This is a genomic window from Pseudomonas sp. zfem004 (assembly GCF_032621715.1).
In the GTDB taxonomy this organism is placed as follows: domain Bacteria; phylum Pseudomonadota; class Gammaproteobacteria; order Pseudomonadales; family Pseudomonadaceae; genus Aquipseudomonas; species Aquipseudomonas sichuanensis.
Window position 1 is genome coordinate 1 of record NZ_JAVYJF010000038.1, and the last position, 24,908, is coordinate 24,908.

20 protein-coding genes are annotated in these 24,908 nt (G+C 65.9%); 11 read left to right on the plus strand and 9 right to left on the minus strand.

Annotated elements, in window-relative coordinates; translation table 11 throughout:
- Positions 1-349: 349 nt before the first annotated feature.
- The gene (locus RTH46_RS25485) at positions 350-1,261 is read right to left on the minus strand and encodes a LysR family transcriptional regulator (protein WP_316906902.1); all 912 of its coding nucleotides are present in this window, start codon (positions 1,259-1,261) and stop codon (positions 350-352) included.
- 104 nt (positions 1,262-1,365) lie between these two features.
- Between RTH46_RS25485 and RTH46_RS25490 the strand changes: the two genes are divergently transcribed.
- Both RTH46_RS25490 and RTH46_RS25495 read left to right on the plus strand, forming a co-directional pair.
- Entirely contained in the window at positions 1,366-2,241 is an 876-nt protein-coding gene (locus RTH46_RS25490) for an MBL fold metallo-hydrolase (RefSeq protein ID WP_316906903.1), read from the plus strand.
- Between the two features lie 28 nt (positions 2,242-2,269).
- The gene (locus RTH46_RS25495) at positions 2,270-2,884 is read left to right on the plus strand and encodes an NAD(P)-dependent oxidoreductase (RefSeq protein WP_153787891.1); all 615 of its coding nucleotides are present in this window, start codon (positions 2,270-2,272) and stop codon (positions 2,882-2,884) included.
- Positions 2,885-2,994: 110 nt separating this feature from the next.
- Here the strand turns inward: RTH46_RS25495 and RTH46_RS25500 are convergent, their stop codons facing one another.
- On the minus strand, positions 2,995-3,870 hold the full coding sequence (locus tag RTH46_RS25500) for a LysR substrate-binding domain-containing protein (protein ID WP_153787892.1): 876 nt from the start codon (positions 3,868-3,870) through the stop codon (positions 2,995-2,997).
- A 112-nt stretch (positions 3,871-3,982) separates the two neighbouring features.
- Here RTH46_RS25500 and RTH46_RS25505 point away from each other — a divergent pair, with 112 nt between their 5' ends.
- Positions 3,983-5,620 (plus strand): 5-guanidino-2-oxopentanoate decarboxylase, encoded by a 1,638-nt coding sequence (locus RTH46_RS25505; RefSeq protein ID WP_316906904.1) that lies wholly within the window; start codon positions 3,983-3,985, stop codon positions 5,618-5,620.
- Between the two features lie 126 nt (positions 5,621-5,746).
- Here RTH46_RS25505 and RTH46_RS25510 read toward each other — a convergent pair whose 3' ends face one another.
- Both RTH46_RS25510 and RTH46_RS25515 read right to left on the minus strand, forming a co-directional pair.
- The gene (locus RTH46_RS25510) at positions 5,747-6,043 is read right to left on the minus strand and encodes a BolA family protein (RefSeq protein ID WP_110992508.1); all 297 of its coding nucleotides are present in this window, start codon (positions 6,041-6,043) and stop codon (positions 5,747-5,749) included.
- A gap of 10 nt (positions 6,044-6,053) precedes the next feature.
- Positions 6,054-6,572, minus strand: a complete 519-nt coding sequence (locus RTH46_RS25515) for a DUF2059 domain-containing protein (RefSeq protein ID WP_110992507.1) — start codon at positions 6,570-6,572, stop codon at positions 6,054-6,056.
- A gap of 153 nt (positions 6,573-6,725) precedes the next feature.
- Here RTH46_RS25515 and RTH46_RS25520 point away from each other — a divergent pair, with 153 nt between their 5' ends.
- Positions 6,726-8,120, plus strand: coding sequence for a class II fumarate hydratase (locus RTH46_RS25520; RefSeq protein ID WP_316906905.1), 1,395 nt, complete (start codon positions 6,726-6,728; stop codon positions 8,118-8,120).
- 111 nt (positions 8,121-8,231) lie between these two features.
- Here the strand turns inward: RTH46_RS25520 and RTH46_RS25525 are convergent, their stop codons facing one another.
- Positions 8,232-9,185: a DMT family transporter gene (locus RTH46_RS25525; protein WP_153786971.1), complete on the minus strand. Its 954-nt coding sequence runs from the start codon at positions 9,183-9,185 to the stop codon at positions 8,232-8,234.
- Between the two features lie 214 nt (positions 9,186-9,399).
- Positions 9,400-10,893, minus strand: a complete 1,494-nt coding sequence (pap, locus tag RTH46_RS25530; RefSeq protein WP_153786972.1) for a polyphosphate:AMP phosphotransferase — start codon at positions 10,891-10,893, stop codon at positions 9,400-9,402.
- A 178-nt stretch (positions 10,894-11,071) separates the two neighbouring features.
- On the opposite strand from pap, the gene mnmC reads away from it, so the two are divergent.
- The 5 genes from mnmC (at position 11,072) to RTH46_RS25555 (ending at position 18,724) form a co-directional block, all read left to right on the plus strand.
- The gene (gene mnmC / locus RTH46_RS25535) at positions 11,072-13,036 is read left to right on the plus strand and encodes a bifunctional tRNA (5-methylaminomethyl-2-thiouridine)(34)-methyltransferase MnmD/FAD-dependent 5-carboxymethylaminomethyl-2-thiouridine(34) oxidoreductase MnmC (RefSeq protein ID WP_316906906.1); all 1,965 of its coding nucleotides are present in this window, start codon (positions 11,072-11,074) and stop codon (positions 13,034-13,036) included.
- Between the two features lie 230 nt (positions 13,037-13,266).
- Positions 13,267-15,054, plus strand: coding sequence for an N-acetylglutaminylglutamine amidotransferase (locus RTH46_RS25540; RefSeq protein WP_316906907.1), 1,788 nt, complete (start codon positions 13,267-13,269; stop codon positions 15,052-15,054).
- Positions 15,055-15,057: 3 nt separating this feature from the next.
- Positions 15,058-16,803 (plus strand): N-acetylglutaminylglutamine synthetase, encoded by a 1,746-nt coding sequence (gene ngg, locus RTH46_RS25545; RefSeq protein ID WP_316906908.1) that lies wholly within the window; start codon positions 15,058-15,060, stop codon positions 16,801-16,803.
- Positions 16,804-16,911: 108 nt separating this feature from the next.
- Positions 16,912-18,096 (plus strand): osmoprotectant NAGGN system M42 family peptidase, encoded by a 1,185-nt coding sequence (locus tag RTH46_RS25550; protein ID WP_232882344.1) that lies wholly within the window; start codon positions 16,912-16,914, stop codon positions 18,094-18,096.
- A 247-nt stretch (positions 18,097-18,343) separates the two neighbouring features.
- Positions 18,344-18,724 carry a hypothetical protein gene (locus RTH46_RS25555; protein WP_110992499.1) on the plus strand — a complete coding sequence of 127 codons (381 nt, stop codon included), beginning with the start codon at positions 18,344-18,346 and terminating at the stop codon, positions 18,722-18,724.
- On the opposite strand, the gene RTH46_RS25560 is transcribed toward RTH46_RS25555, so the two are convergent.
- A complete protein-coding gene (locus RTH46_RS25560; protein WP_279847783.1) occupies positions 18,725-19,561 on the minus strand; it encodes a S1 RNA-binding domain-containing protein in 837 nt (278 codons plus the stop codon).
- A 130-nt stretch (positions 19,562-19,691) separates the two neighbouring features.
- On the opposite strand from RTH46_RS25560, the gene RTH46_RS25565 reads away from it, so the two are divergent.
- The gene (locus RTH46_RS25565) at positions 19,692-20,552 is read left to right on the plus strand and encodes a DUF6279 family lipoprotein (protein WP_316906909.1); all 861 of its coding nucleotides are present in this window, start codon (positions 19,692-19,694) and stop codon (positions 20,550-20,552) included.
- Between the two features lie 140 nt (positions 20,553-20,692).
- On the opposite strand, the gene aceK is transcribed toward RTH46_RS25565, so the two are convergent.
- Positions 20,693-22,408: a bifunctional isocitrate dehydrogenase kinase/phosphatase gene (gene aceK / locus RTH46_RS25570; RefSeq protein ID WP_316906910.1), complete on the minus strand. Its 1,716-nt coding sequence runs from the start codon at positions 22,406-22,408 to the stop codon at positions 20,693-20,695.
- A gap of 228 nt (positions 22,409-22,636) precedes the next feature.
- Between aceK and RTH46_RS25575 the strand changes: the two genes are divergently transcribed.
- Positions 22,637-23,512 carry a DMT family transporter gene (locus RTH46_RS25575; RefSeq protein ID WP_153786980.1) on the plus strand — a complete coding sequence of 292 codons (876 nt, stop codon included), beginning with the start codon at positions 22,637-22,639 and terminating at the stop codon, positions 23,510-23,512.
- 108 nt (positions 23,513-23,620) lie between these two features.
- On the opposite strand, the gene RTH46_RS25580 is transcribed toward RTH46_RS25575, so the two are convergent.
- Positions 23,621-24,502, minus strand: coding sequence for a DMT family transporter (locus RTH46_RS25580; protein ID WP_316906911.1), 882 nt, complete (start codon positions 24,500-24,502; stop codon positions 23,621-23,623).
- Between the last annotated feature and the right edge of the window lie 406 nt (positions 24,503-24,908).

Below are 24,908 nucleotides of genomic sequence, written 5' to 3' on the forward strand. Positions count from 1 at the left end.
GCTTGACCCTGCGGACACACGAGTTGTAACCACCTGGTTTTGCGATGCTGCACACAGATGACGTGAACGGTACACCGGCCTGGCGATCAACCTGAGCTCCCACTCGGCTTCAGAAGCCGAACAAATATCAAGGCTCGTCTGGCGCGACTTTCATCGAGGCGCGGGACTGACCTCCCACACGACGCCGTATAGATTGACGCAAACCAAACTCACGCACATCTCGCTACAGTATTGCAGAAATGGGGGTAACCATAGATGTGGGAGCTGGCTTGCCAGCGATGCGCCGCGCGGGCGGCGCTCGATCTTGAGAGCGCTGCAAAGCTATCGCCCTACACCTCGCAGCCCCCCCCTAAAGCCCCAACCCCCGATCCCATTCCGGCTCATCCCCAAACCGCTCCACCAGAAAGTCCAGCATGCTGCGCAAGGTCGCCGGCATGTGCTTGCGCGACGTGTACACCGCGTTCAGGTTCAGCTCCCGCGGCCGCGCCTCTGGCAACAGGCGCACCAGTTCGCCGCTGCGCAGCGCACTGGCCGCCTGGTAGGTGGGCAGCATGGCGATACCGGCGCTGGCCAGCGCGGCCTTCTGCAGGGTCATGGCCTCGTTGGCGCTGATATTGCCCTGTACCGGCACGGCGACACTCTGCCCGTTCACCTCGAAATGCCACAGGCTATGGCCGAAGTAGGCATGGGTCAGGCAGTTGTGCCCACTCAGTTCCTCCACGCGCATCGGTGTGCCGTGCTCGCGCAGGTACGCGGGGCTGGCGCAGACCACCGAGCGGCACACGCTCAGGCGCCGGGCGATCAGGTTGGGGTCGACGTCGTTGCTGGTACGGATCGCCAGGTCGATGCGTTCGTCCACCAGGTTGACGGTGCGGTCGAGCATCTGCAGCTCCACCTTCACCCCGGGGTAGCGCTTGACGTACGCCGCCAGCGCATCCACCAGCTGAGCCTGGCCGAACGAGGTGCTGACGCTGATGCGCAGCTCGCCGCGGGGGGCATCATCGGGCTGGCGCACGGCGTGTTGCAGGTCGCCGGCCAGTTCCAGCAGTTGCCGACAGCGCGGCAATGTCTCCTGCCCGGCGGCAGTCAGGCTGAGCTTGCGCGTGGTGCGCTGCATCAGCCGGGCGCCGACCCAGTCCTCCAGCTCCGCCAGGTAGCGCGACACCACTGGCCGGGAAAGCTCCAGATGATCCGCCGCTGCCGACTGGCTGCCCAGGTCGACGACGGTGACGAAGACGCGCATGGCGTTCAGACGGTCCATGATTTGCCCGATTTCAGAAATGAACTATGTCGCAGCATCGCATTTTTTGTAATGAATCGGGCAACTAAGCTGTGCTCCATCGACTCACTCATCAGGAAGCTCCGATGTCACTGTTCACGCCCCTGCGCGGCCTGCTGCTGGCCTGCGTCACCCTCGCTGGCCAGGCCATGGCTGCCGAACCCCTCAAGCTCGATGTCTACAACCCAGGCCACGATGCGATCTTCCCGGTCAGCTCGGTGATCGTCAGTGGCGAACACGATGCGATCCTGGTCGATGCGCAATTCGGCAAGGGCCAGGCCGAGCAGGTGGTCGAGCGCCTGCGCAAGAGCGGCAAGCAGCTGACCACCATCTATATCAGCCACGGCGACCCGGACTACTACTTCGGCCTGGACACGCTCACCCAGGCGTTCCCCAAGGCTCGGGTGGTCGCGTCGGCCGCCACCGTTGCCCATATCCGCAACACCATGGATGCCAAGCTCGCCTACTGGGGCCCGCAAATGGGCGCCGACAAACCGGGCAAGCTGGTCGTGCCACAAGTGCTCGACGGCAATCAGTTGAAGCTCGAAGGGCAGGCGCTGGAAGTCGTCGGCCTGGATGGCCCGCAGCCGGACCGCAGCTTTGTCTGGATCCCTTCGATCAAGGCCGTGGTGGGTGGTGTAGTGGTGTCCGAGCACATCCATGTGTGGATGGCCGACACCCAGACCGCACAATCCCACGCCGACTGGCTGGCTACCCTGGCCAGGATCGAGCAGTTGGCGCCGCGCACCGTGGTCCCCGGGCACTACCTGGGCGACAGCAGCCGTTCCCTGGACGCCGTGCGCTTCACCGCCAACTACATTCGTGACTTCGACACCGAAACCGCCAAGGCCGGCAACGCCGACGCACTGATTGCGGCGATGAAAAAGCGCTACCCGAACCTGGCCGACGAAAGCTCCCTGGAACTGGGTGCCAAGGTCGCCAAGGGCGAGATGAAGTGGTAATCCCATTCAACCTGTTGGAGTGTTTTCCATGAGCAAGATCGCAATCATCGGCGCCACCGGGCGTGCCGGCAGCCAACTGCTGGAAGAGGCTCTGCGCCGTGGCCACAGCGTGGTCGCCATCGCCCGTGACCCATCGAAGCTGCAAGGCCGCGAAGGCGTGACCGTCAAGGCGCTGGACGCCAAGGACAGCGCCGCCCTGCAGGCAGCGGTCAGCGGCTGCGACGCGGTGCTGAGCGCCGCGCATTTCTCCACCCTTGAACCCCAGGCCGTCATCGAGCCGGTCAAGTGCGCCGGCGTGAAGCGCCTGCTGGTGGTGGGCGGTGCCGGCAGCCTGCTGCTGCCGTCCGGGCAGCGGGTCATCGACAGCCCGGATTTCCCCGAGGCCTACAAGGCCGAGGCCAATGGCGGCGTGCGTTTCCTCGAGGCGCTGCGCCAGGAGCCGGCGCTGGACTGGACCTTCCTGTCGCCGTCGGCGGAGTTCGTCGAGGGGGAGCGCAGCGGGCACTACAAACTGGGCAAGGATCACCTGTTGATCGGCGCCGAGGGCAAGAGCTGGATCACCTTCGCCGACTATGCGATCGCGATGATCGATGAGCTGGAGAGGCCGGGGCACTCGAAGGCGCGGTTCACCGTCGGTTACTGAAACAGGTTTGCACGTCCCCTGTAGGAGCGGCCTTGTGTCGCGATAGGGCCGCTCCTACACGGATTGCGCCAACCTTGAGGGCGGGAGCGGGCTTGCCTTGTGATTGAAGATTACTGCCGGGCACGCTCCTGCAGCCACTCCAGCAATTCGACCAACCCCGCCGCCATGGTCTTCGACGGGCTCACCAGGTAATACCCTTTCCCAGTCGTCACCTTCAGCGCGAACGGCATGCACAAGCGCCCGCTGCGCAGGTCATCGCCAATCAGCGCCCAGTCGCCGATGGCGATCCCCGTCCCCTGCGAAGCCATGGCCATCGCCATGTCCAGCGTCTCGAAATGCTGCTTCGGGCCTTGTGGCTCGAACCCGGCTCCCGCCGCCTGCAACCACAGCCGCCAGTCATGTTCGTCCCGCGAAGGGTGCAGCAGCATGTGCCGCGTCAGGTCCTGCAACTGTTGCAATGGCAATGGTCCGTTGAGCAGCGAGGGGGCGCAGACCGGAGTGAGTTGTTCGTCGAACAGTTTGCGCACCTGCAGCCCATGGTTCGGTACGGCGCCATACACCACGGCCGCATCGAAACCTTCATGACGGAAGTCCACCCCGTGTTGCACCGTGGTGGTCAGCTCCACCGGCACGTCCGGGCGCAACGCCTGCCATTCCATCAGCCGTGGCAACAGCCAGCGCATCACGCAGGTCGGCGCCTTGAGCTGCAAGGTGCTGCTGCGCCCGCCGACCTCGCGCACGCCTTGCTCGACCAGGGCGAAGATCTGTTGCACCCGCGGCAGCCAGTCCTGCCCTTCGCGGGTCAGTGCCAGGCCACGTGCCTGGCGCTGGAACAACGGGTAGCCCAGGTGCTCCTCGAGCCCGGCGATCTGCCGGCTGACCGCACCCTGGGTGATATGCAACTGTTGCGCGGCGCGGGTGAAATTGCAGTGCTGGGCGGTAACCAGGAAGGTATGCAGGGCGGGCAGGGGCGGTAGGCGTTTCATCGTGGTAAGCCATGATGTGAGGTCATGGCTAGTATGTGTTTTTTTGCATTGTGGCGGTAGCTGCGGATTGGTTCCATGAACACCGATTTCAACAAGATTCGGGTACTCGATCATGGCAACCTGCGGCGAAGTGTTGGTCAAACTCCTCGAAGACTATGGCGTCGACCATGTCTTCGGTATTCCCGGCGTGCATACCGTTGAGCTGTACCGTGGCCTGGCGGCGTCGTCCATCCGCCACATCACCCCGCGCCACGAGCAAGGCGCCGGGTTCATGGCCGACGGCTACTCGCGCACACGCGGCAAACCGGGGGTGTGCTTCATCATCACCGGCCCAGGCATGACCAATATCACCACCGCCATGGGCCAGGCCTATGCCGACTCGATCCCGATGCTGGTGATCTCCAGCGTGCAGTCGCGCAGCCAGCTCGGCGGCGGGCGCGGCAAGTTGCATGAGCTGCCCAACCAGTCCGCCCTGGTCGCGGGCGTGGCAGCCTTCTCGCAAACGCTGATGAGCGCCGATGACCTGCCCCAGGTGCTGGCCCGGGCCTTTGCCGTGTTCGATGGCGCGCGGCCTCGGCCGGTGCATATCGAGATTCCGTTGGACGTGCTGGTCGAGCCGGCCGATCACCTGTTGTCGGCGCGCCCCGTGCGCACCAGCCGCGCAGGTGCCGCGCCGCAGGCGGTACGGCAGATGGCAGAGCGCCTGGCCAAGGCGCGTCGGCCACTGATTCTCGCCGGCGGTGGTGCGTTGGCGGCCGGCGCGGCGCTGGCCCGTCTGGCCGAGCACTTGCAGGCGCCGGTGGCGCTGACCATCAATGCCAAGGGGCTGCTGCCGGCGAACCACCCCTTGCAGATCGGTTCGACCCAGACGCTGCCGGCTACCCGCGCGCTGGTCGCCGAGGCCGATGTGGTACTGGCCATCGGCACCGAGCTGGCCGAGACCGATTACGACGTGACGTTCAAGGGCGGCTTCGAGATCCCCGGCAGCGTGCTGCGCATCGATATCGACCCGGACCAGACGGTACGTAACTACCTGCCCGAGCTGGCGCTGGTGGCCGATGCCGAGCAGGCTGCCGAGGCGCTGCTCGCTGCCCTGCAAACGCAACCGCAGCCACCCCGCGACAGCGAGTGGGGCGCCACGCGTGCCGCGCGTCTGCGCCAGGACAATGCGGCGACCTGGGACCCCGTGACCCTGAGCCAGACGCGCCTGCTGACCGGCATCCTGGAAACCTTGCCCAATGCCATCCTGGTCGGTGATTCGACCCAGCCGGTGTACACCGGCAACCTGACCCTGGACATGGCTCATCCACGGCGCTGGTTCAATGCCTCGACCGGCTACGGCACGCTCGGCTATGCCTTGCCTGCCGCCATGGGCGCCTGGTTGGGCAGCGCCGAAGTGCCTGCCCGGCGAGCACCGGCGGTGTGCCTGATCGGTGACGGCGGCCTGCAGTTCACCCTGCCGGAATTGGCCAGCGCGGTGGAAGCGCAGGTGCCGCTGATCGTGCTGCTGTGGAACAACCAGGGGTATGAGGAAATCAAGAAATACATGGTCAACCGGGATATCGAGCCGGTGGGCGTGGATATCCATACCCCTGACTTCGTCGGTGTGGCGCGGGCGTTGGGGGCCGAGGCCGAGAACGTGGGGGATGTCGCGCAGCTGCAGGCGGCGCTGGGCCGGGCGGTGGAGCGCCGGGGGCCGACATTGATCCAGGTGGATCAGGCGCAGTGGCAGGCTGCAGTGGTGGGGTAAACCGTTGTGATCCATCGCGGGGCAAGCCCGCTCCCACGGGCTATAGCGTGGGAGCGGGCTTGCCCCGCGATGGCGTCGGTACGATATCTACAGGGGGCGGCAGTCTACCAGAATCCCAGGGAGGATTCAGTGCCCGCCGCCAGCACACACCGGCGAAGCCGGCGCACTGCCCACCTGCGCCCACTCGTCGGGGGTGTAGGTGTGAATCGCCAGGGCGTGAATCTCGCCCATCAGCTCGCCCATGGTGGCGTAGACCTTCTGGTGACGCTTGACGCTGTTCAGCCCGGCGAACTGCTCGCTGACCAGCACCGCCTTGTAGTGCGTCTCCTGGCCACGGCTGTGCATGTGGCTTTCGTTGAGCACTTCAAGGTGCGCGGTGCCCAGCGGCGCCAGTTGCTGTTCGATGCGTTGCTGCATGCTCATCGCGCTGGGCTCACTTCTTGGCCGGGGCCTTGCCGGCGTTCGGGTCGAGTTCCTTGGTCATGTCGTCGAGCAGCTTGTTGACCACCGGTACCGCAGGCTCGAGGCTCTGCTGGGTGAGCTGGGCCGACTGCTGGGTGACCTTGGGCATTTCGCGCAGGACTTTCTTGCCCAGCGGCGACTCGTAGAACTTGACCAGGTCGTTCAGCTCGCCTTCGGTGAAGGTGGCGGTGTACAGGTCGACCATCTTCGGCTTGAGCTTCTTCCAGCCGATGGCGTTGTCCAGGGCGGCGTTGGCCTTGGCCTGGTAGCTGTCGAGTACGGTTTTCTTGGAGGCCGGCGCCTTGGTCTGCTCGAAGCGCTGGGCGAACATCTGCTGGACCTGCATGTACACCGGGGTGCCCAGCTTGTCGGCGTTGGCCAGGGTCAGGAATTTCTCGGCGGCGGCATTGTGGCTGGGGGTGGCAGCGAGTACCTGGCCGCTGGCACAGACCAGGGCTACGGCGGCACAGAGGACACGGAGACGGGTCATTGCATTTCCTTCAAGAAAGGGAGGCGGGTACCTCAGAGTAGAGCATTCTGCGCCGTGATGGCGAAGTGCTCAAGGGCTACGACGAGCGTGGGAACCGCTTGGTCGAATCAGGGCCTAAACTGCGAATTCGGACTACAAAGGAGTGAGCGCAGCATGAGCCGTATCGAGACAGACAGCCTGGGCCCGGTGGAAGTTCCGGAGGGCGCCTACTGGGGCGCGCAGACCCAGCGCTCGCTGATCAACTTCGCCATAGGCAAGGAACGCATGCCCCTCGCGGTACTGCACGCCCTGGCGCTGATCAAGAAAGCCGCGGCGCGGGTCAACGATCGCAACGGCGACCTGCCCGCCGATATCGCCCGGCTGATCGAACAAGCTGCCGACGAAGTGCTCGACGGCGAACACGACGATCAGTTCCCGCTCGTGGTCTGGCAGACCGGCAGCGGCACCCAGAGCAACATGAACGTCAACGAGGTGATCGCCGGGCGCGCCAACGAGCTGGCCGGCAAAGGCCGTGGCGGCAAGGTGCCGGTCCACCCCAACGATCACGTCAACCGTTCGCAAAGCTCCAACGACTGCTTCCCCACCGCCATGCACATCGCCGCCGCCCAGGCCGTGCACCACAAGCTGCTGCCGGCCATCGCCGAGCTGTCATCCGGGCTGGCCGAGCTGTCGGCGCGCCACCAGAAGCTGGTCAAGACCGGCCGCACGCACATGATGGACGCCACGCCGATCACCTTCGGCCAGGAAGTCTCGGCCTTCGTCGCCCAGCTCGACTACGCCCAGCGCGCCATCCGCGCCACCCTGCCGGCGGTCTGCGAGCTGGCCCAGGGCGGTACGGCGGTGGGCACCGGGCTCAACGCACCGCATGGCTTTGCCGAGGCCATCGCCGCGGAGCTTGCGGCCCTTTCCGGCCTGCCCTTCATCACCGCACCGAACAAGTTCGCCGCCCTCGCCGGCCACGAGCCGCTGACCAGCCTGGCCGGCGCGCTGAAAACCCTCGCGGTGGCGCTGATGAAGATCGCCAACGACCTGCGCCTGCTCGGTTCAGGCCCGCGCGCGGGGCTGGCCGAAGTACGCCTGCCGGCCAACGAGCCCGGCAGTTCGATCATGCCCGGCAAGGTCAACCCGACCCAGTGCGAGGCGCTGTCGATGCTGGCCTGCCAGGTACTGGGCAACGACGCGGCAATCGGCTTTGCCGCAAGCCAGGGGCACCTGCAGTTGAATGTTTTCAAGCCGGTGATCATCCACAACCTGCTGCAGTCGATCGAACTGCTGGCCGATGGCTGCAGCAACTTCCAGCAGCACTGCGTAGCCGGTATCGAGCCCGACGCCGAGCAGATGGCCGAACACCTGGAACGCGGGCTGATGCTGGTGACGGCGCTCAACCCGCACATCGGTTATGACAAGGCCGCGGAAATCGCCAAGAAGGCCTACAGCGAAGGCAAGACCCTGCGCGAGGCGGCACTGGAGTTGAAGTACCTGACCAACGAGCAGTTCGACCAGTGGGTAAGGCCTGAGAACATGCTGGCGCCAGGCGGCAAGGGCTGAAACCCATCGCGGGGCAAGCCCGCTCCCACTATGGGCTTGCCCAAAATTTGGAAACCAATCCAACTCTTGGGGCGGCCCAACGTGGGAGCGGGCTTGCCCCGCGATGGATTTTCAGCCGAGCTGCGCCCGCCGCGCCTTCCACCCCGCCACCAACGATGGCCCCAACGCCACCAGCGCCGACCCCAGCACCACCGTCACCGCCCCAAGATACCCCAGCGCATTGATATCCTCGGCATGCACGTAATCCGGCCAGAGCCAGGCCGCGATCGCCACCGCAATGAAAGTAACCAAAGGCGTCAACGCCAAGGTCGCGCTCACCCGCGACGCCTCCCAGTGCGCCAGGGCTTCGGCGAAAGCGCCATAGGCCACCAGCGTGTTGAGGCAGCAGGCCAGCAGCAACCAGCCCTGCAACGGGCTCAACTGCAGGGCCTCCAGCGGGTGCACCCAGGGCGTCAGTAGCATGGCGCAGCCCAGGTACATCACCATCATCACCTGCTGCGAACCCCACACCGTCAGCAGTTGCTTCTGGCTCAGGGCGTAGAACACCCAGATGCTGGTGGCCAACAGGATGGTCAACACCCCGGTGGTGTAGGCGCCCAACGAGGTCAGCAATTCTTCCAGGCGCTGGTTGAAGAACAGCCCGAAGCCCGCCAGCAGCACCACCAGGCCAAGCCCCTGCCCCAGGCTGAAGCGCTCCTTGAACACGAACACACTGGCCACCAGCAACAACACCGGCCCCAGTTGCACCACCAATTGCGCGGTGCCGGGGCTGAGCAGCTTGAGGCCAATCAGGTACAGCACATAGTTGCCCAGCAACCCACCAATGGCGACCAGCATCAGCAGTTTGCCCTTGCCGCCCAGCCGGCCGAACGATGGCAGGCGTCGACGGGCCGCCAGCCAGGCGAACAGCAACCCACCGGACACCGCAAGGCGGTACCAGGTGACGGTCACCGGGTCCATCACTTGCAGTACCTGCTTGAGCTTGATGGGCAAGATGCCCCATAGCAGCGCGGTCAACAGGGCGAGCAGCAGGCCGAAAATCCAACGGCCGGAAGTGATGTGCATGGTGTCCTCGATCAGGCCCGTGGTGGGGGAAACTGGATTCTAAGGGGTAGCAGCGCCGGGCCGGGGACGGGTTGCGGGAAAAGAATTCATCAGGTCATTCCGGTGGGGCATGCCCGATGCATTTGCGTGAATTTCTTCGCGGGTAAACCCGCTCCCACAGGGTCGGCGCATGACCTGTGGGAGCGGGTTTACCCGCGAAGAGGCCCACACAAACCTACTTCTTGTGCCGGGCAAACGCCGCTTCCAGCGCCTCGTTGATGGTGCGCAGCACCTTGACCCGGGCCCAGCGCTTGTCGTTGGCCTCCACCAGCGTCCACGGCGCAATTTCGGTGCTGGTACGGTCGACCATATCGCCCACCGCCTCGCTGTAGACATCCCACTTGTCGCGGTTGCGCCAGTCTTCCTCGGTGATCTTGTAGCGCTTGAACGGGATCTGCTCGCGCTCCTCGAAACGCTCCAGCTGAGTCTGCTGGTCGATGGCCAGCCAGAACTTGACCACCACCACCCCGGCGTTGCGCAGTTGCTCCTCGAAGTCGTTGATCTCGCCATAGGCGCGCATCCAGTCGGCCGGGCTGCAGAAGCCCTCGACCCGCTCCACCAGCACCCGCCCGTACCAGGAGCGGTCGAAGATGGTGAACTTGCCGCGTGCCGGAATGTGCCGCCAGAAGCGCCACAGGTAAGGCTGGGCGCGCTCCTCCTCGGTGGGCGCGGCCACCGGCACGATCCGGTACTGTCGCGGGTCGAGCGCCGCCGCCACCCGGCGGATCGCCCCGCCCTTGCCCGCGGCGTCATTGCCTTCGAACACCGCCACCAGCGCGTGACGGCGCATGTGCTTGTTGCGTAGCAGGCCGGCCAGGCGCGCCTGCTCGGTGACCAGCTGTTCTTCGTAGTCGCGCTTGTCCAGGCGCAAGCTCAGGTCCAACGCGCCAAGCAGGCTTTTCTGGTCGATGCTGCGCCCGAGCGGCGCCACATTGCCCTGATGCTTGCCCTTGGGGTTGTTGGCCAACGCAGCCTGCAGGCTCTCCAGCAGGATGCGCCCCACCGCCAGGCTGCGGTAATGCGGGTCGAAGCCCTCGACCACGTGCCAGGGCGCATAGTCGCGGCTGGTGCGGCGCAGCACGCGCTCGCCAAAGCGCACGAAGCGGTCGTAGGTTTCCGATTGCTGCCAGTCCAGCGGGCTGATGCGCCAGTTGTGCAACGGGTCGTCCTTCAGTGCCTTGAGCCGCGCCTTCATCTGCTTCCTGGACAGGTGGAACCAGAACTTGATGATCAGCGCGCCTTCGTCGCACAACATTTGCTCCAGGCGCTCGGCCCCGGCGATGGCCTGGTCGAGCACGGCGTCCTTGAACTGGCCGTGGACCCGGCCTTCGAGCATCTGGCTGTACCAGTTGCCGAAGAACACGCCCATGCGCCCTTTCGGCGGCAGGGCCCGCCAGTAACGCCAGGCCGGCGGGCGCGCCAGTTCTTCGTCGGTCTGCTGGTCGAAGGTGCGCACCTCGATCAGGCGCGGGTCCATCCACTCGTTGAGCAGCTTGACCGTCTCGCCCTTGCCGGCGCCCTCGATACCGTTGATCAGCACGATCACCGGGAAACGCCCCTGCTGCTTGAGGTCGTACTGGGCTTCGAGCAACGCCTCGCGCAGTGCGGGCACTTCGGCGTCGTAGGTGTCCTTGTCGATGCTGTGACCGATTTCCGCGGATTCGAACATGCTGGGCTCCTTCATTGGATTAGCAAGACTAGCGGATTGCGCGCCAGGCTTCAGGCCCTATCGCGGGGCAAGTCGCATCGGCGCACCGCCGCCCCCACGCCATGTATCGTGGGAGCGGGCTTGCCCCGCGATAGGGCCAATGCCTTAAAATCGGCCATCCGCCGCAACCGAGCCCCCCATGCCCAGCTTCCAGCAACATGCCCAGATCGACTGGGACGACCAGGGCCGCCCCCACTCGCGCCAATACGACGATGTGTATTTCTCCAGGGAAGAAGGCATCGACGAAACCGTGCATGTGTTCATCGAGCAGAACCGCCTGCGTCAACGCTTCGCCGAACTGGCGCCACACGCCTGCCTGGTGATCGGCGAGACCGGCTTCGGCACTGGCATGAATTTTTTCTGCGCCTGGCAACTGTTCGACGAGCTGGCTAATGCCGATGCCCGCCTGCATTTCGTCAGCGTCGAGAAGTACCCGCTGACCCGTGACGACCTGGCGCGGGCCATGCAGCTGTGGCCACAGTTCGCCGCGTTCACCGGCCCGCTGCTCGAGCAGTACGTGGCCATCCACCCAGGCTTCCAGCAGTTCAGCCTCGATGGCGGCCGGGTGACCCTGACGCTGATGATCGGCGATGCCCTGGAGCAGCTGCCGCAACTCGATGCGCGCATCGATGCCTGGTTCCTCGACGGTTTCGCCCCGGCGAAAAACCCCGACATGTGGACCCCCGAGCTGTTCGCCCAGCTGGCACGCCTGTCGCACGCCGGCACCACTCTCGGCACCTTCACCACCACCGGCTGGGTTCGCCGGTCGCTGGTCGAGGCCGGCTTCACCATGAAGAAGGTGCCGGGGCTGGGCAAAAAATGGGAGGTGATGCATGGCCACTTCAGCGGCGAACCTGCCGCCCCGCCCGCCCCCTGGTACGCCCGCCCGGCCGCACTACCCGGCCCGCGCGAAGCCCTGGTGATCGGTGCCGGCCTGGCCGGCAGTGCCACGGCCGCCAGCCTGGCCGCACGCGGCTGGCAGGTCAGCGTGCTGGAACGCCACGACGGCCCGGCGCAGGAAGCCTCGGGCAACCCGCAAGGCGTGCTCTACCTCAAGCTGTCTGCCCATGGCACGGCGCTGTCGCAGATGATCCTTGCCGGCTTTGGCTACACCCGCCGCTGGCTGGAGCGCCTGCAACGCGGCCAGGCCTGGGATGGCTGCGGGGTACTGCAACTGGCCTTCGACGACAAAGAGGCCGAGCGCCAGGCCAAACTCGCGGCGGCGTTCGACAGCAGCCTGCTGCGGGTGCTGGACCGCGACCAGGCCCAGGCCATCGCCGGCGTTGCCCTGCCCGCTGGCGGCCTGTTCTACCCCGAAGGTGGCTGGGTGCATCCGCCCGCGCTGTGCCAGGCGCAGCTGGGCCATCCGCGTATCCGCCTGCTGAGCCACGCCAATGTGCTCGAACTGCGCAAGGCCGATGGCCTGTGGCAGGCCTGGGACGGCGAACGCCTGCTGGCCAGCGCGCCGCTGGTGGTGCTGGCCGGCGCCGCCGAGGTGCGCAACTTCCCGGCCTGCGCCGGGCTGCCGCTCAAGCGCATTCGCGGGCAGATCACCCGTTTGCCGGCCACCGAGGCCAGCCGGGCATTGCAAACGGTGGTGTGCGCCGAAGGCTATGTGGCGCCGCCGCGTGGCGATGAGCACACCCTGGGCGCCAGCTTCGACTTCCACAGCCAGGACACCACACCGACCGTAGCGGAGCACCAGGGCAACCTGGCGCTGCTGGACGAGATTTCCACAGACCTGGCCGAGCGATTGGCCGTCGGCAGGCTCGATGTCGAGCAACTGGAAGGTCGCGCGGCGTTCCGTTGCACCAGCCCGGACTACCTGCCCATCGTCGGGCCGGTGGCGGACACCGAGGCGTTCAATGATGCCTATGCCGCGCTGGCCAAGGATGCGCGGCAGGTGCCGGATATCGCCTGCCCGTGGCTTGAGGGGCTGTATGTGAACAGCGGGCATGGCTCGCGTGGGTTGATTACCGCGCCGCTGTCCGGGGAGCTGATTGCAGCGTGGGTCAGTGGTGAGCCGTTGCCGGTGGCACGAGCCGTGGCCGAGGCCTGCCACCCGAACAGGTTCGCGTTGCGCCGATTGATTCGCGGTAAATAATCAAAGCATCGCGGGGCAAGCCCGCTCCTACGATAGTGCACTGCCCCCCAAGGGTTGGATTGATGTCCAACTTCTTGAGGGCAGTCCAAAAGCGTGGGAGCGGGCTTGCCCCGCGATGGCCTCCCAGGCCATATAACAGATTGATCTAAAACTCTCACAACCCACCCCGGTCCCTACCTAAGTGCCCTCATTCTGGGCACCTTCCCCAACGGCAAAACCGGTAAGGACTTATGTGCGGATTAGCAGGAGAGTTACGTTTCACCCCCTTCGACCAAGCCCCTCGCCCGGCGGACCTCGCCGCGGTGGAGCGCATCACCCACCACCTGGCGCCCCGCGGCCCGGACGCCTGGGGCTTCCATAGCCAGGGCCCGGTCGCCCTCGGCCACCGCCGGCTGAAGATCATGGACCTGTCCGACGGCTCGGCGCAGCCGATGGTCGACAACCCCCTCGGCCTGGCCCTGGCCTTCAACGGCGCCATCTACAACTTCCCCGAACTGCGCGAGGAACTGCAGGCGCTGGGCTACCGCTTCCACTCCGACGGCGACACCGAGGTGCTGCTCAAGGGCTACCACGCCTGGGGCGCAGCGCTGCTGCCCAAGCTCAACGGCATGTTCGCCCTGGCCATCTGGGAACGCGACAACCAGCGCCTGTTCCTGGCCCGCGACCGCCTCGGCGTCAAGCCGCTGTACCTGTCGCGCAACGGCGAACGCCTGCGCTTCGCCTCGACGCTGCCGGCGCTGCTCAAGGGCGGCGACATCGACCCGATGCTCGACCCGGTGGCGCTCAACCACTACCTCAACTTCCACGCCGTGGTGCCGGCGCCGCGCACCCTGCTGGCCAACGTGCAGAAGCTCGAGCCCGGCACCTGGATGCGCATCGACCGCCACGGCGAAGTCGAGCGCCAGACCTGGTGGCAACTGCACTACGGAGCCAACCCCGACGAGCAGGAACTGGACCTGGAAGGCTGGACCACCCGCGTGCTCGACGCCACCCGCGACGCCGTGGCGATCCGCCAGCGCGCGGCGGTGGACGTGGGTGTGCTGTTGTCCGGCGGGGTCGATTCGAGCCTGCTGGTCGGCCTGTTGCGTGAAGCCGGAGTCGACGACCTGTCGACCTTTTCCATCGGCTTCGAGGACGCCGGTGGCGAGCGCGGCGACGAGTTCCAGTACTCCGACCTGATCGCCCGCCATTACGGCACCCGCCACCACCAGTTGCGCATCGCCGAGCACGAGGTCATCGAACAGTTGCCGGCGGCGTTCCGCGCCATGAGCGAGCCGATGGTCAGCCATGACTGCATCGCCTTCTATCTGTTGTCGCGGGAAGTGGCCAAGCACTGCAAGGGCGTGCAGAGCGGCCAGGGCGCCGACGAACTGTTCGCCGGCTACCACTGGTACCCGCAGGTGGATGGCGCGCAGGACCCGTTTGCGGCCTACCGCGAGGCCTTCTTCGACCGCAGCCACGACGAATACCGCGACACCGTGCAGGCCCCCTGGCTGCTGGAAAACGACGCCGCCGGCGACTTCGTCCGCGAGCACTTCGCCCGCCCAGGTGCGCCGGACGCGGTGGACAAGGCGCTGCGCCTGGACAGCACGGTGATGCTGGTCGACGACCCGGTCAAACGGGTGGACAACATGACCATGGCCTGGGGCCTGGAGGCGCGCACCCCGTTCCTCGACTACCGCCTGGTCGAGCTGTCGGCGCGCATCCCGGCGCGCTTCAAGTTGCCCGATGGCGGCAAGCAGGTGCTCAAGCAGGCGGCGCGACGGGTCATCCCCCACGAGGTGATCGACCGCAAGAAGGGCTACTTCCCGGTGCCCGGGCTCAAGCACCTGGAGGGCGCGACCCTGGGCTGGGTGCGCGAGCTGCTGACCGACCCCAGCCAGGACCGTGGCCTGTTCAACCCGGCGATGCTCGACCGCCTGCTGAGCAACCCCCACGGCCAGCTCACCCCGTTGCGCGGCTCCAAGCTGTGGCAGCTGGCAGCGCTGAACCTGTGGCTCAGCGAACAAGGAATCTGATCGATGAAAGCCCACGAAATCGCCTACGGCCAGCGCCTGTTGCGCGGCCAGGCGCCGTCCTACGAACGCCTGCAGGCGCGTCTGGCCGGTGACGGCAGCGAGCCCCACGACCAGCCCCGCGCGGTGCACTGTGGCTGGGGCCGCCTGCTGATCGGGCACACCTACCCCGACCCGACCAGCCTGGCCGACGCCCTGCTGCAAGAGCGGGCCGGCGAGCGCGACATCGCCCTGTACGTGGCCGTACCGCAGCAGGTGCTGGCCCGAGCACCACAGCAGTTGTTCCTCGACCCGTCCGACACACTGCGCCTGTGGTTTACCGACTACCGCCCGGCGCAGCGGGTGTTCCGCGGCTTTCGCATTCGCCGTGCGCAGAGCCCGGCGGACTGGCAGGCGGTCAACGCGCTGTACCAGGCCCGCGGCATGCTGCCGCTCGACCCCAACCTGCTGACCCCGCGCCACCTCGGTGGCCCGGTGTACTGGCTGGCCGAGGACGAAGACAGCCACGCCGTAATCGGCAGTGTCATGGGCCTGAACCACAGCAAAGCCTTCGACGACCCCGAACACGGCAGCAGCCTGTGGTGCCTGGCGGTCGATCCGCACTGCACCCGCCCCGGCGTCGGCGAGGTGCTGGTGCGCCACCTGATCGAGCACTTCATGAGCCGCGGGCTGGCCTGTCTCGACCTGTCGGTGCTGCACGACAACCGCCAGGCCAAGCGCCTGTACCAGAAGCTGGGGTTTCGCAACCTGCCGACCTTCGCGGTCAAGCGCAGGAACGGCATCAACCAGCCGTTGTTCCTGGGCCCCGGCCCCGAGGCCGGGCTCAACCCCTATGCGCGGATCATCGTCGACGAAGCCTTGCGCCGCGGCATCGAAGTGCAAGTGAACGATGCCGCCGCCGGGCTGTTCACCCTGGGCCTGGGCGGCCGGCGCATCCGCTGCCGCGAGTCGCTCAGTGACCTGACCAGCGCCGTGAGCATGACCCTGTGCCAGGACAAGCGCCTGACCCGCCAGGTGCTGCACGACGCCGGCCTGCAGGTGCCGGCGCAGCAGCTGGCGGGCAACGCCGACGACAACCTGGCATTTCTCGACGAGCATGGCGCGGTGGTGGTCAAGCCGGTGGACGGTGAGCAAGGCCAGGGCGTGGCAGTGAACCTGACCGGCATCGACGATATCGGCCAGGCGGTCGAACAAGCCCGGCGCTTCGACAGCCGCGTGCTGCTGGAAAGCTTCCACCCGGGCAGCGACCTGCGCATCCTGGTGATCGGCTACGAGGTGGTGGCCGCGGCTATCCGCCACCCGGCCCAGGTGATCGGCGACGGCAAGCACAGCCTGCGCGCGCTGATCGAGGCCCAGAGCCGCCGGCGCCAGGCTGCTACTGGCGGCGAGAGCCGCATTCCGCTCGATGACGAGACCGAACGCACGCTCAAGGCGGCGGGCGTTGGCTATGACCATGTGTTGCCGGCCGGCCAGCGCCTGGCCGTGCGACGCACCGCCAACCTGCACACCGGGGGCACCTTGGAAGACGTGACCGAACGCCTGCACCCGGTGCTGGCCGATGCCGCCGTGCGGGCTGCGCGGGCGCTGGAAATCCCGGTGGTGGGGCTCGACTTCATGGTGCGCGATGCCGAACAGCCCGATTACGTGATCATTGAGGCCAATGAACGCGCTGGGCTGGCCAACCATGAACCGCAGCCGACCGCCGAGCGCTTTGTCGATTTGCTGTTCCCCCATAGCCGGCCTTTGGCGTGAATCAGTGCCGGCCTCTTCGCGGGTAAACCCGCTCCCACAAGATGCGCGCGGTACCTGTGGGAGCGGGTTTACCCGCGAAGAGGCTGGCACAGGAACCAAGGAGCACCCATGACTGAACGACACCCCGAACCCGATCTCGACTACCTGAAGAAAACCCTGCTGGAAATGCTCGCCATCCCCAGCCCCACCGGTTTCACCGACACCATCGTGCGCTATGTCGCCGAACGCCTGGACGAACTGGGCATCCCCTTCGAACTGACCCGCCGCGGCACCATCCGCGCCACGCTCAAAGGCCGGCAGAGCTCGCCGGACCGGGCCGTATCCGCGCACCTGGACACCATCGGCGCCAGCGTGCGCCAGTTGCAGGACAACGGCCGCCTGGCGCTGGCGGCCGTGGGCTGCTGGTCGAGCCGCTTCGCCGAAGGCAGCCGGGTCAGCGTGTTCACCGATACCGGCGTGTACCGCGGCAGCGTGTTGCCGCTGATGGCCAGCGGGCACGCCTTCAACACCGCCATCGACCAGATGCCGATCAGTTGGGAACATGTGGAAGTGCGCCTGGACGCCTACTGCACCACCCGCGCCGACTGCGAGGCGCTGGGCATAGCCATCGGTGATTTCGTCGCCTTCGACCCGCTGCCGGAGTTCACCGAAAGCGGTCATATCAGCGCCCGTCACCTCGACGACAAGGCCGGCGTGGCGGCGCTACTGGCAGCGCTCAAGGCGGTGGTGGAAAGCGGCCGGCAGCCATTGATCGACTGCCATCCGCTGTTCACCATCACCGAGGAAACCGGCTCGGGCGCTGCCGCCGCCCTGCCCTGGGATGTCAGCGAGTTCGTCGGTATCGACATCGCGCCGGTGGCCCCCGGCCAGGCCTCCAGCGAACATGCGGTGAGCGTGGCCATGCAGGACTCGTCCGGGCCCTATGACTACCACCTGTCACGCCACCTGCTGAAGTTGGCGGGCGACCAGGGCCTGCCGGTGCGCCGCGACCTGTTCCGCTACTACTTCAGCGACGCCCATTCGGCGGTGACCGCCGGCCACGACATTCGCACCGCCCTGGTGGCCTTCGGTTGCGATGCCACCCATGGCTACGAGCGCACCCATATCGACAGCCTGGCGGCCCTCAGCCGGCTGCTCTGCGGCTACCTGTTGAGCCCACCGGTATTCGCCAGCGATTCGCAGCCGGCCAACGCCTCGTTGGAGCGCTTCAGCCACCAGCTTGAGCACGATGCGCAGATGGAGAGCGACACCCGGGTGCCGGCGGTGGACAGCCTGGTGGGGAACAAGGGTTGAGGTTTTGCCACGGCCGGAAAACCGACGCCCACTGTAGGAGCGGCCTTGTGTCGCGATAGGGCCGCAACGCGGCCCCGGCGATTTCTGTTTTAACGCCAAAATCCTGGGGCCGCGCTGCAGCCCTTTCGCGACACAAGGCCGCTCCTACAGGAATCGTGCGGATCTTCAGCACATCGCACAGCTTGCCCCGCCCTGCGCCACCCCGCACAATGTCAGGCCTTTCTGGCGTCAATCCGCAGGACCCTGCATGAAAATCAACAAACCCACCGCCATCGCCCGCCGCAACGAAGCGCTGGCCCGCCCGGTACTCGACAGCGACAACACCCTGTTCGCCATCCTCGACACCAAGCGCAACCTGTGGTGGTTCGACGTGCCGGTGGCACTGCTGCGCAAAGGCCAGCCCGACTGGGTCAACCTGTTGCTGCACACCCCGGAAACCGACGAACTGCAGCACCTGAAGGTGCCGGTCAACTTCCTGCGTGCTCACCAGGAGCAGATGGAAGTGCGCCACCCCGGCAAGCGCCGCTCCACCATCAGCCTGGCGCTGAGCGCCGACCGCGATTCACTGCTGCGCGACACCCGCCCGGGTGGCGAGCAACTGGATTTCCGCACCTTCGTACAGGCCTGATCAGGCCCGCTCGATCCGGTCGTCATGGATGACGATCTTGCCCTGCTTGAACAACGCGCCAATGGCCTTCTTGAAGTTGCCCTTGCTGACGTTGAACATCTGGCTGATCACCGCCGGGTCGCTCTTGTCGCACACCGCCAGCACGCCGCCGGCCGCTTCCAGGCGCTGCATGATCTGCTCTTGCAGGCCGTCGGCCAGTGCTTCGCCCACCGGCTGCAGGCTCAGGGCGATCTTGCCGTCGTGGCGCACCTCCTTGATGAAACCCTTCTCGTGCATGCCAGAACGCAGGAACTTGAATACCTCGTTCTTGTGGATCAGGCCCCAGTGGCGGTTGTTGATGATCGCCTTGAAGCCCATCGGCGTCTCGCCGGCCACCAGCAGCTCGACCGGCTGGCCGACCTTGTAGTCGACCGGGGCGTTGTCCAGATAGCGATCCAGCTTGGCGGTGGCGGTGATGCGGCGGGTGCGCTTGTCCAGGTAGGCGTGGACCACGCAGTAGTCGCCGATCTTCAGCGGCCGCGACTCTTCCGAGTACGGCATCAGCAGGTCCTTGGACAGACCCCAGTCGAGGAAGATGCCGGCGCCGTTGATGTCCTTGACCTTGAGGCTGGCGAACTCGCCCACCTGCATTTTCGGCTTCTCGGTGGTGGCGATCAGCTGGTCTTCGCTGTCCAGGTAGATGAACACGTTGAGCCAGTCATCGAGCTCCAGCTCTGCACCCTTGGGGAAGTAACGACGTGGCAGCAGGATTTCGCCATCGGCGCCGCCGTCCAGGTACAGGCCGAATTCCACGTGTTTCACGATTTGCAAACTGTTGTAGCGCCCAAGCAGAGCCATTTGTGAAGATCCTCAAGACAAGGCGGCTATTCTAACACCTGACCCGCCCGGCCGCCCGAGCGCTCATGCACCGGAACCGCCGCGCGCCCTTCGCGTCTACCGCCTGGCCAGTCCCTGCAAGGATTCGCTCATGCCTGTACGCCTGACCAAAGCCCTGCTCATGGTCGTTGCCCTGGCCCTGTTGCTGGTGGCCTGCAACCGCATCGACCTGGCCTACCGCAACCTCGACCGCCTGGTGCCATGGTCGCTGGGCGACTACCTGGACATGAACCGCGAGCAGAAGCGCCTGCTCGACGAACGGCTCAAGGAGCAACTGGCCTGGCACTGCAGGACCCAATTGCCCGGCTACCTAGACTGGCTTGACCGGGTGCAAGGGATGGTCGCCAGCGATACCGTCACCGATGCGGCCCTGCAACAGCGCACTGCCGAGGCACGCCAGGCGATCGGCCGGGTCGCCGAGCAGATCACCCCCTCCGCCAGCGAGCTGTTGCGCGGCATGAGCGACGCCCAGGTGGCCGAGATGCGCCAGGCGTTTCGCCAGGACATCGAAAAGCGCCGGCAAGCCTATGCCGAGACGCCGCTACCCAAACAGGTCGCACAACGCGCCACACGCATGGAGAAACGCCTTGAACCCTGGCTTGGCGAACTGACCCGCGAGCAACGCCTGCGGGTGATGAGCTGGTCGCAGGCGCTGGGTGACCAGAACCGCAGCGCAATCGCCAACCGCGCCCACTGGCAACAGCAACTGGCGCTGGCGATGGAGCAACGCACCTCCCCCGGTTTCGAGCCACGCCTTGCGCAGTTGCTGCAGCGCAAGGAGAGCCTGTGGACGCCGGAGTACCGTCAGGCCTTCCAGAACAGCGAGCAGCAGGCACGCAGCCTGCTGGTGGACCTGATGAAACAGAGCAGCCCGGCGCAGCGGCAGTTCCTGCAGCAGAAACTGAACAAGGTGCGCACGGATTTCAGTGAGTTGAAGTGCCTGAAAGGCTAAATCAGCCGCATGGGCATTGTGGGAGCGGGCTTGCCCCGCGATAGCGTCCGACCAAGCAATGGATGTGGCCCGACTGGCGCTATCGCGGGGCAAGCCCGCTCCCACGAGCCCCCTGTCAGAGCCTCATGTAGCGCATCTCGTCAGCGCACCTTGCGCCGGTACGGGAACACATCGATCACCTTCCCCGCCCGGATGGCCTCCTGCAACCCCTTCCAGTAATCGGCGTCATACAGCTCGCCATGCAAGCGGCTGAACAAGCGCCGCTGCCCCATGTCGGCGAACAGGAACGGTGGGAACTCCTCGGGGAACACGTCGTGCGGGCCGATCGAATACCACGGCTCGCCGGACATTTCGTCCTCCGGATAGCGCGGTGGCGGGATATGGCGGAAGTTGACCTCGGTAAGGAAACAGATTTCGTCGTAGTCGTAGAACACCACCCGGCCATGGCGGGTGACACCGAAGTTCTTCAACAGCATGTCGCCAGGGAAAATATTGGCCGCCGCCAGTTGCTTGATGGCCAGCCCGTAATCCTCCAGCGCCTCCAGCACCTGCGCCTCACTGGCCTGCTCCAGGTACAGGTTGAGCGGGGTCATGCGCCGCTCGGTCCAGCAGTGGCGGATCAGCACGGTGTCGCCCTCCAGCGTTACGGTGGAAGGCGCCACCTCCAATAGCTCGGCCAGGCACTCGGGGTCGAACTTGGCCTGCGGGAAGCGAAAATCGGCAAACTCCTGGGTATCGGCCATGCGCCCGACACGATCGACGCTTTTCACCAACCGGTACTTGTCGATCACCGTGGCACGGTCAACGGTCTTCGATGGCGAAAAGCGGTCCTTGATGATCTTGAACACCGTGTTGAAGCCCGGCAGGGTGAACACGCTCATGACCATCCCCCGTACCCCCGGAGCCATGATGAAACGGTCATCGCTGCGCGCCAGGTGGCCGATCAGCGCGCGGTAGAACTCCGACTTGCCGTGCTTGTAGAAGCCGATCGAGGTGTACAGCTCGGCGATATGCTTGCCCGGCAGGATGCGCTTGAGAAAGTTGACGAACTCCGCCGGCACCGGCACATCGACCATGAAGTACGAGCGAGTGAAGGAGAAGATGATCGACACCTCGGCCTCGTCGGTGATCAGCGCGTCGGCCTCGATGCCATGCCCTTCGCGGTGCAGCAGCGGGATCACCAGCGGCCATTGCTCGTCGACCGTGTGCAGGCGCCCGACCAGGTAGGCGCCCTTGTTGCGGTACAGCACCGGGGTGAACAGCTCCACGGCCAGCGCCGGGTCCTTGCACACCCAGTCAGGCAGGCTCTCGCGCAGTTGCTGCTCCAGCCGTGCCAGGTCGCCTTCCAGGTCGCCGTAAGGTTCATTGAATGCATAATCGGCGAAGATCGCCCGCAACAAGCCCTTCAGCCCGCCTTCGAGCGGGTAAGTGCAGGTTTGCGCCGCGCGCTCGTGGCTGCGCATCGAAGGCCGGGTGGTGTGGATGAACATGCAGCCGTCGCTGATCTGGTCATGGCTGAACAGGCTGCAGAACAGCGAGTTGTACCAGGTCTCCGACAGTTCATCGTCCAGCCGCGGGTCGATCAGGCGGATGTAGGCGTTCTTCACCAACGGCCACTGCTCCACGTCCAGCAGCACTGGCGCCGCGAACCCTTGGCGCAAGCGGCCGTTGGCTTCGGCGACCTTTTCTTCGTAGAGGTTGATACGCGCCGCAGCCGCCTGCTGGATGTCCTGCCAGCGCGCCTGCTCGAAACGTTCGCGGGCGCCCAGGGTGATGCGGCGAAAATGCTCGCGGTAGTCGTCGAAGCCCTCGAGGATCACGCGGGCGATGTCGGCAGCGGGCCAGGGTTGGGTCATGCGCGGGGCCTCGAATCAGGGTGAGTTAAAGAGCTTAGTCGCCTGCGGGTTTTACGGAAGACCGTAAGGCCCATCGCGGGGCAAGCCCGCTCCCACGCCTTGAACTGGCAGCGTGGGAGCGGGCTTGCCCCGCGATAGGGCCGAACACAATGACTGAGCAAGAAAGCACAAGAATCCCCCCACCCGGTGACGTACACTCGCGCCCCTGCCCCACTGCCGGAGACCTCCGTGAGCCCCATCGCCCTCGCCCGCCTGCTGACCCTTGCCGCTGTCTGGGGAGCGAGCTTCCTGTTCATGCGCATCATCGCCCCGGAACTCGGCACCGTGCCGACCGCGTTCTTCCGGGTGTCGATCGCCTGCCTGGGGCTGATCGCGATCCTCGCCGCTACCCGGGTGCGCTGGGACTTCAACGGCAAGCTGGGCGCCTGCCTGGTGCTGGGCATGATCAACTCCGGCATCCCCGCCACCTTTTATTCGGTGGCGGCGCAGGTGCTGCCGGCCGGCTATTCGGCGATCTTCAACGCCACCACCCCGCTGATGGGCGTGCTGATTGGCGCGCTGTGCTTCCGTGAACCGATGACCCTGGCCAAGCTGTGCGGGATATTCCTCGGCCTGTTCGGCGTCGGTATCCTCAGCGGCGCAGGGCCTGCGGCGCTGGACCTGGCCCTGCTGCAAGGCGCTCTGGCGTGCCTTGCGGCAACCACTTGCTATGGCTTCGCCGGCTTCCTCGCCCGGCGCTGGATCAGTGGCCTGGACAGCCGCCTGTCGGCCCTGGGCAGCATGCTCGGCGCCACTCTGTTGCTCAGCCCGCTGTTCGCCTGGAGCGCCCTCACCCAACCGCCAGCCAGCTGGGGCGGCTGGCAGGTGTGGCTGTCACTGCTGGGCCTGGGCCTGCTGTGCACGGCGTTTGCCTACATCCTGTACTTCCGCCTGCTGGACGAGATCGGGCCAGTCAAGGCCAGTACCGTGACCTTCCTGATTCCGGTGTTCGGCGTGCTGTGGGGGGCATGGCTGCTGGACGAGCCACTGTCGATGGCACACCTGTACGGCGGGGTGCTGATTGGCGCAGCACTCTGGCTGGTGCTGCGCCCTACCCGGCAGTGAGCCGGATGGCGTGAGAGAGGGGGTAGCGTGGGAGCGGGCTTGCCCCGCGATGCGTCATCCGATCTGACGCAATCGCGGGGCAAGCCCGCTCCCACATTCCTACAGGCGTCAGGCCTGCGCCGTACGCATCGCCGGCCTGCGGAACACGAACAACAGCCCGACCACGATCAGCCCCATGCCCAGCAGGCTGAGCGGCGCCAGGCGGTTACCGAAGATGAGGAAATCCATCACCGCGGTCACCGCCGGCACCAGGTAGAACAGGCTGGTGACATTGACCAGGTTGCCCCGCGCAATCAGCCGGTACAGCAGCAGCGTGGCCAGCAACGAGACCACCAGCCCCATCCACAGCAGCGCGCCGACGAAGCTGGCATTCCACTGCACCTGCAACGGCTGGAACGGCGCGAACAGCGCGCACAGGCCGAACCCGGCCAGGTACTGTAGCGGCAAGGTGCCCATGGGGTTGTCGGTGATGCGCTTCTGCAGGATCGAGCCGCAGGTCATGCTGGCCAGCGCCAGCAAGGCGAACAGCATCCCGAGCAACGAGACGCCGCCCAGGTTGATGCCCTGGTAGACCACCATCACCAGCCCGCCGAGCCCCAGCCCAAGGCCAAACAAACGGCTCCAGGAACGCTGCCGCTCCATCAGGACTACGGTGAGGATTGGTTGCACGCCCATCACCGTGGCCATGACGCCCGGGGTGACGTGGGTGTTCAGCGCCAGCAGGTAGAAGATCTGGTACGCGCCAAGTAGCACGCAGCCGGTACCCAGGGCTCGCAGGATGCCACCCCGGCTACGCGGCCAACGCAGCCCGAGCAACGGGCCGATCAGCAGCAGACCGGCCAGTGCCAACGCCGAGCGCAGCAACAGGAAGGCGAAGGGGCTGGCCTGGGCCAGGCCGAGTTTGGAGACGATCGCCCCGCTGCTCCACAGCAGGACGAACAGGCTGGTGGTGGCCGCCGAGGCCACGGATGCTTTGTTGAAGAAAGACATGTATTGCCACCTGTATGGGCAAGGAAAGCCGTACGGGCGGATCTATCGCGTATCGAGGGATAGCCGACCGTGTTCAGTAGGTTGCGTGTGTGATGGGGCTCAGCCCAGCACGACCACGCAAGGAGGCGGAGCTACGCCGCCTACGACGCCACTGACAGGTGGTGGGTAGTGACTGATCATGGCCGGCTGCTGGCTGCCACGCACGACCACGCCCGCGACAGGCGCGAGAACGTAAGCAGTGGTGGAAGGGATGGCTGGCATGAGCAGATCTTCGGGAAGTGAGTGTTTCGGAATATAACGGTGAATCGAGGGTGGGGCAACCTCTGAAAAATCACTTGTCTGTTCGGGCCTCTTCGCGGGTAAACCCGCTCCCACAGGGATTGCGCAATCCCTGTGGGAGCGGGTT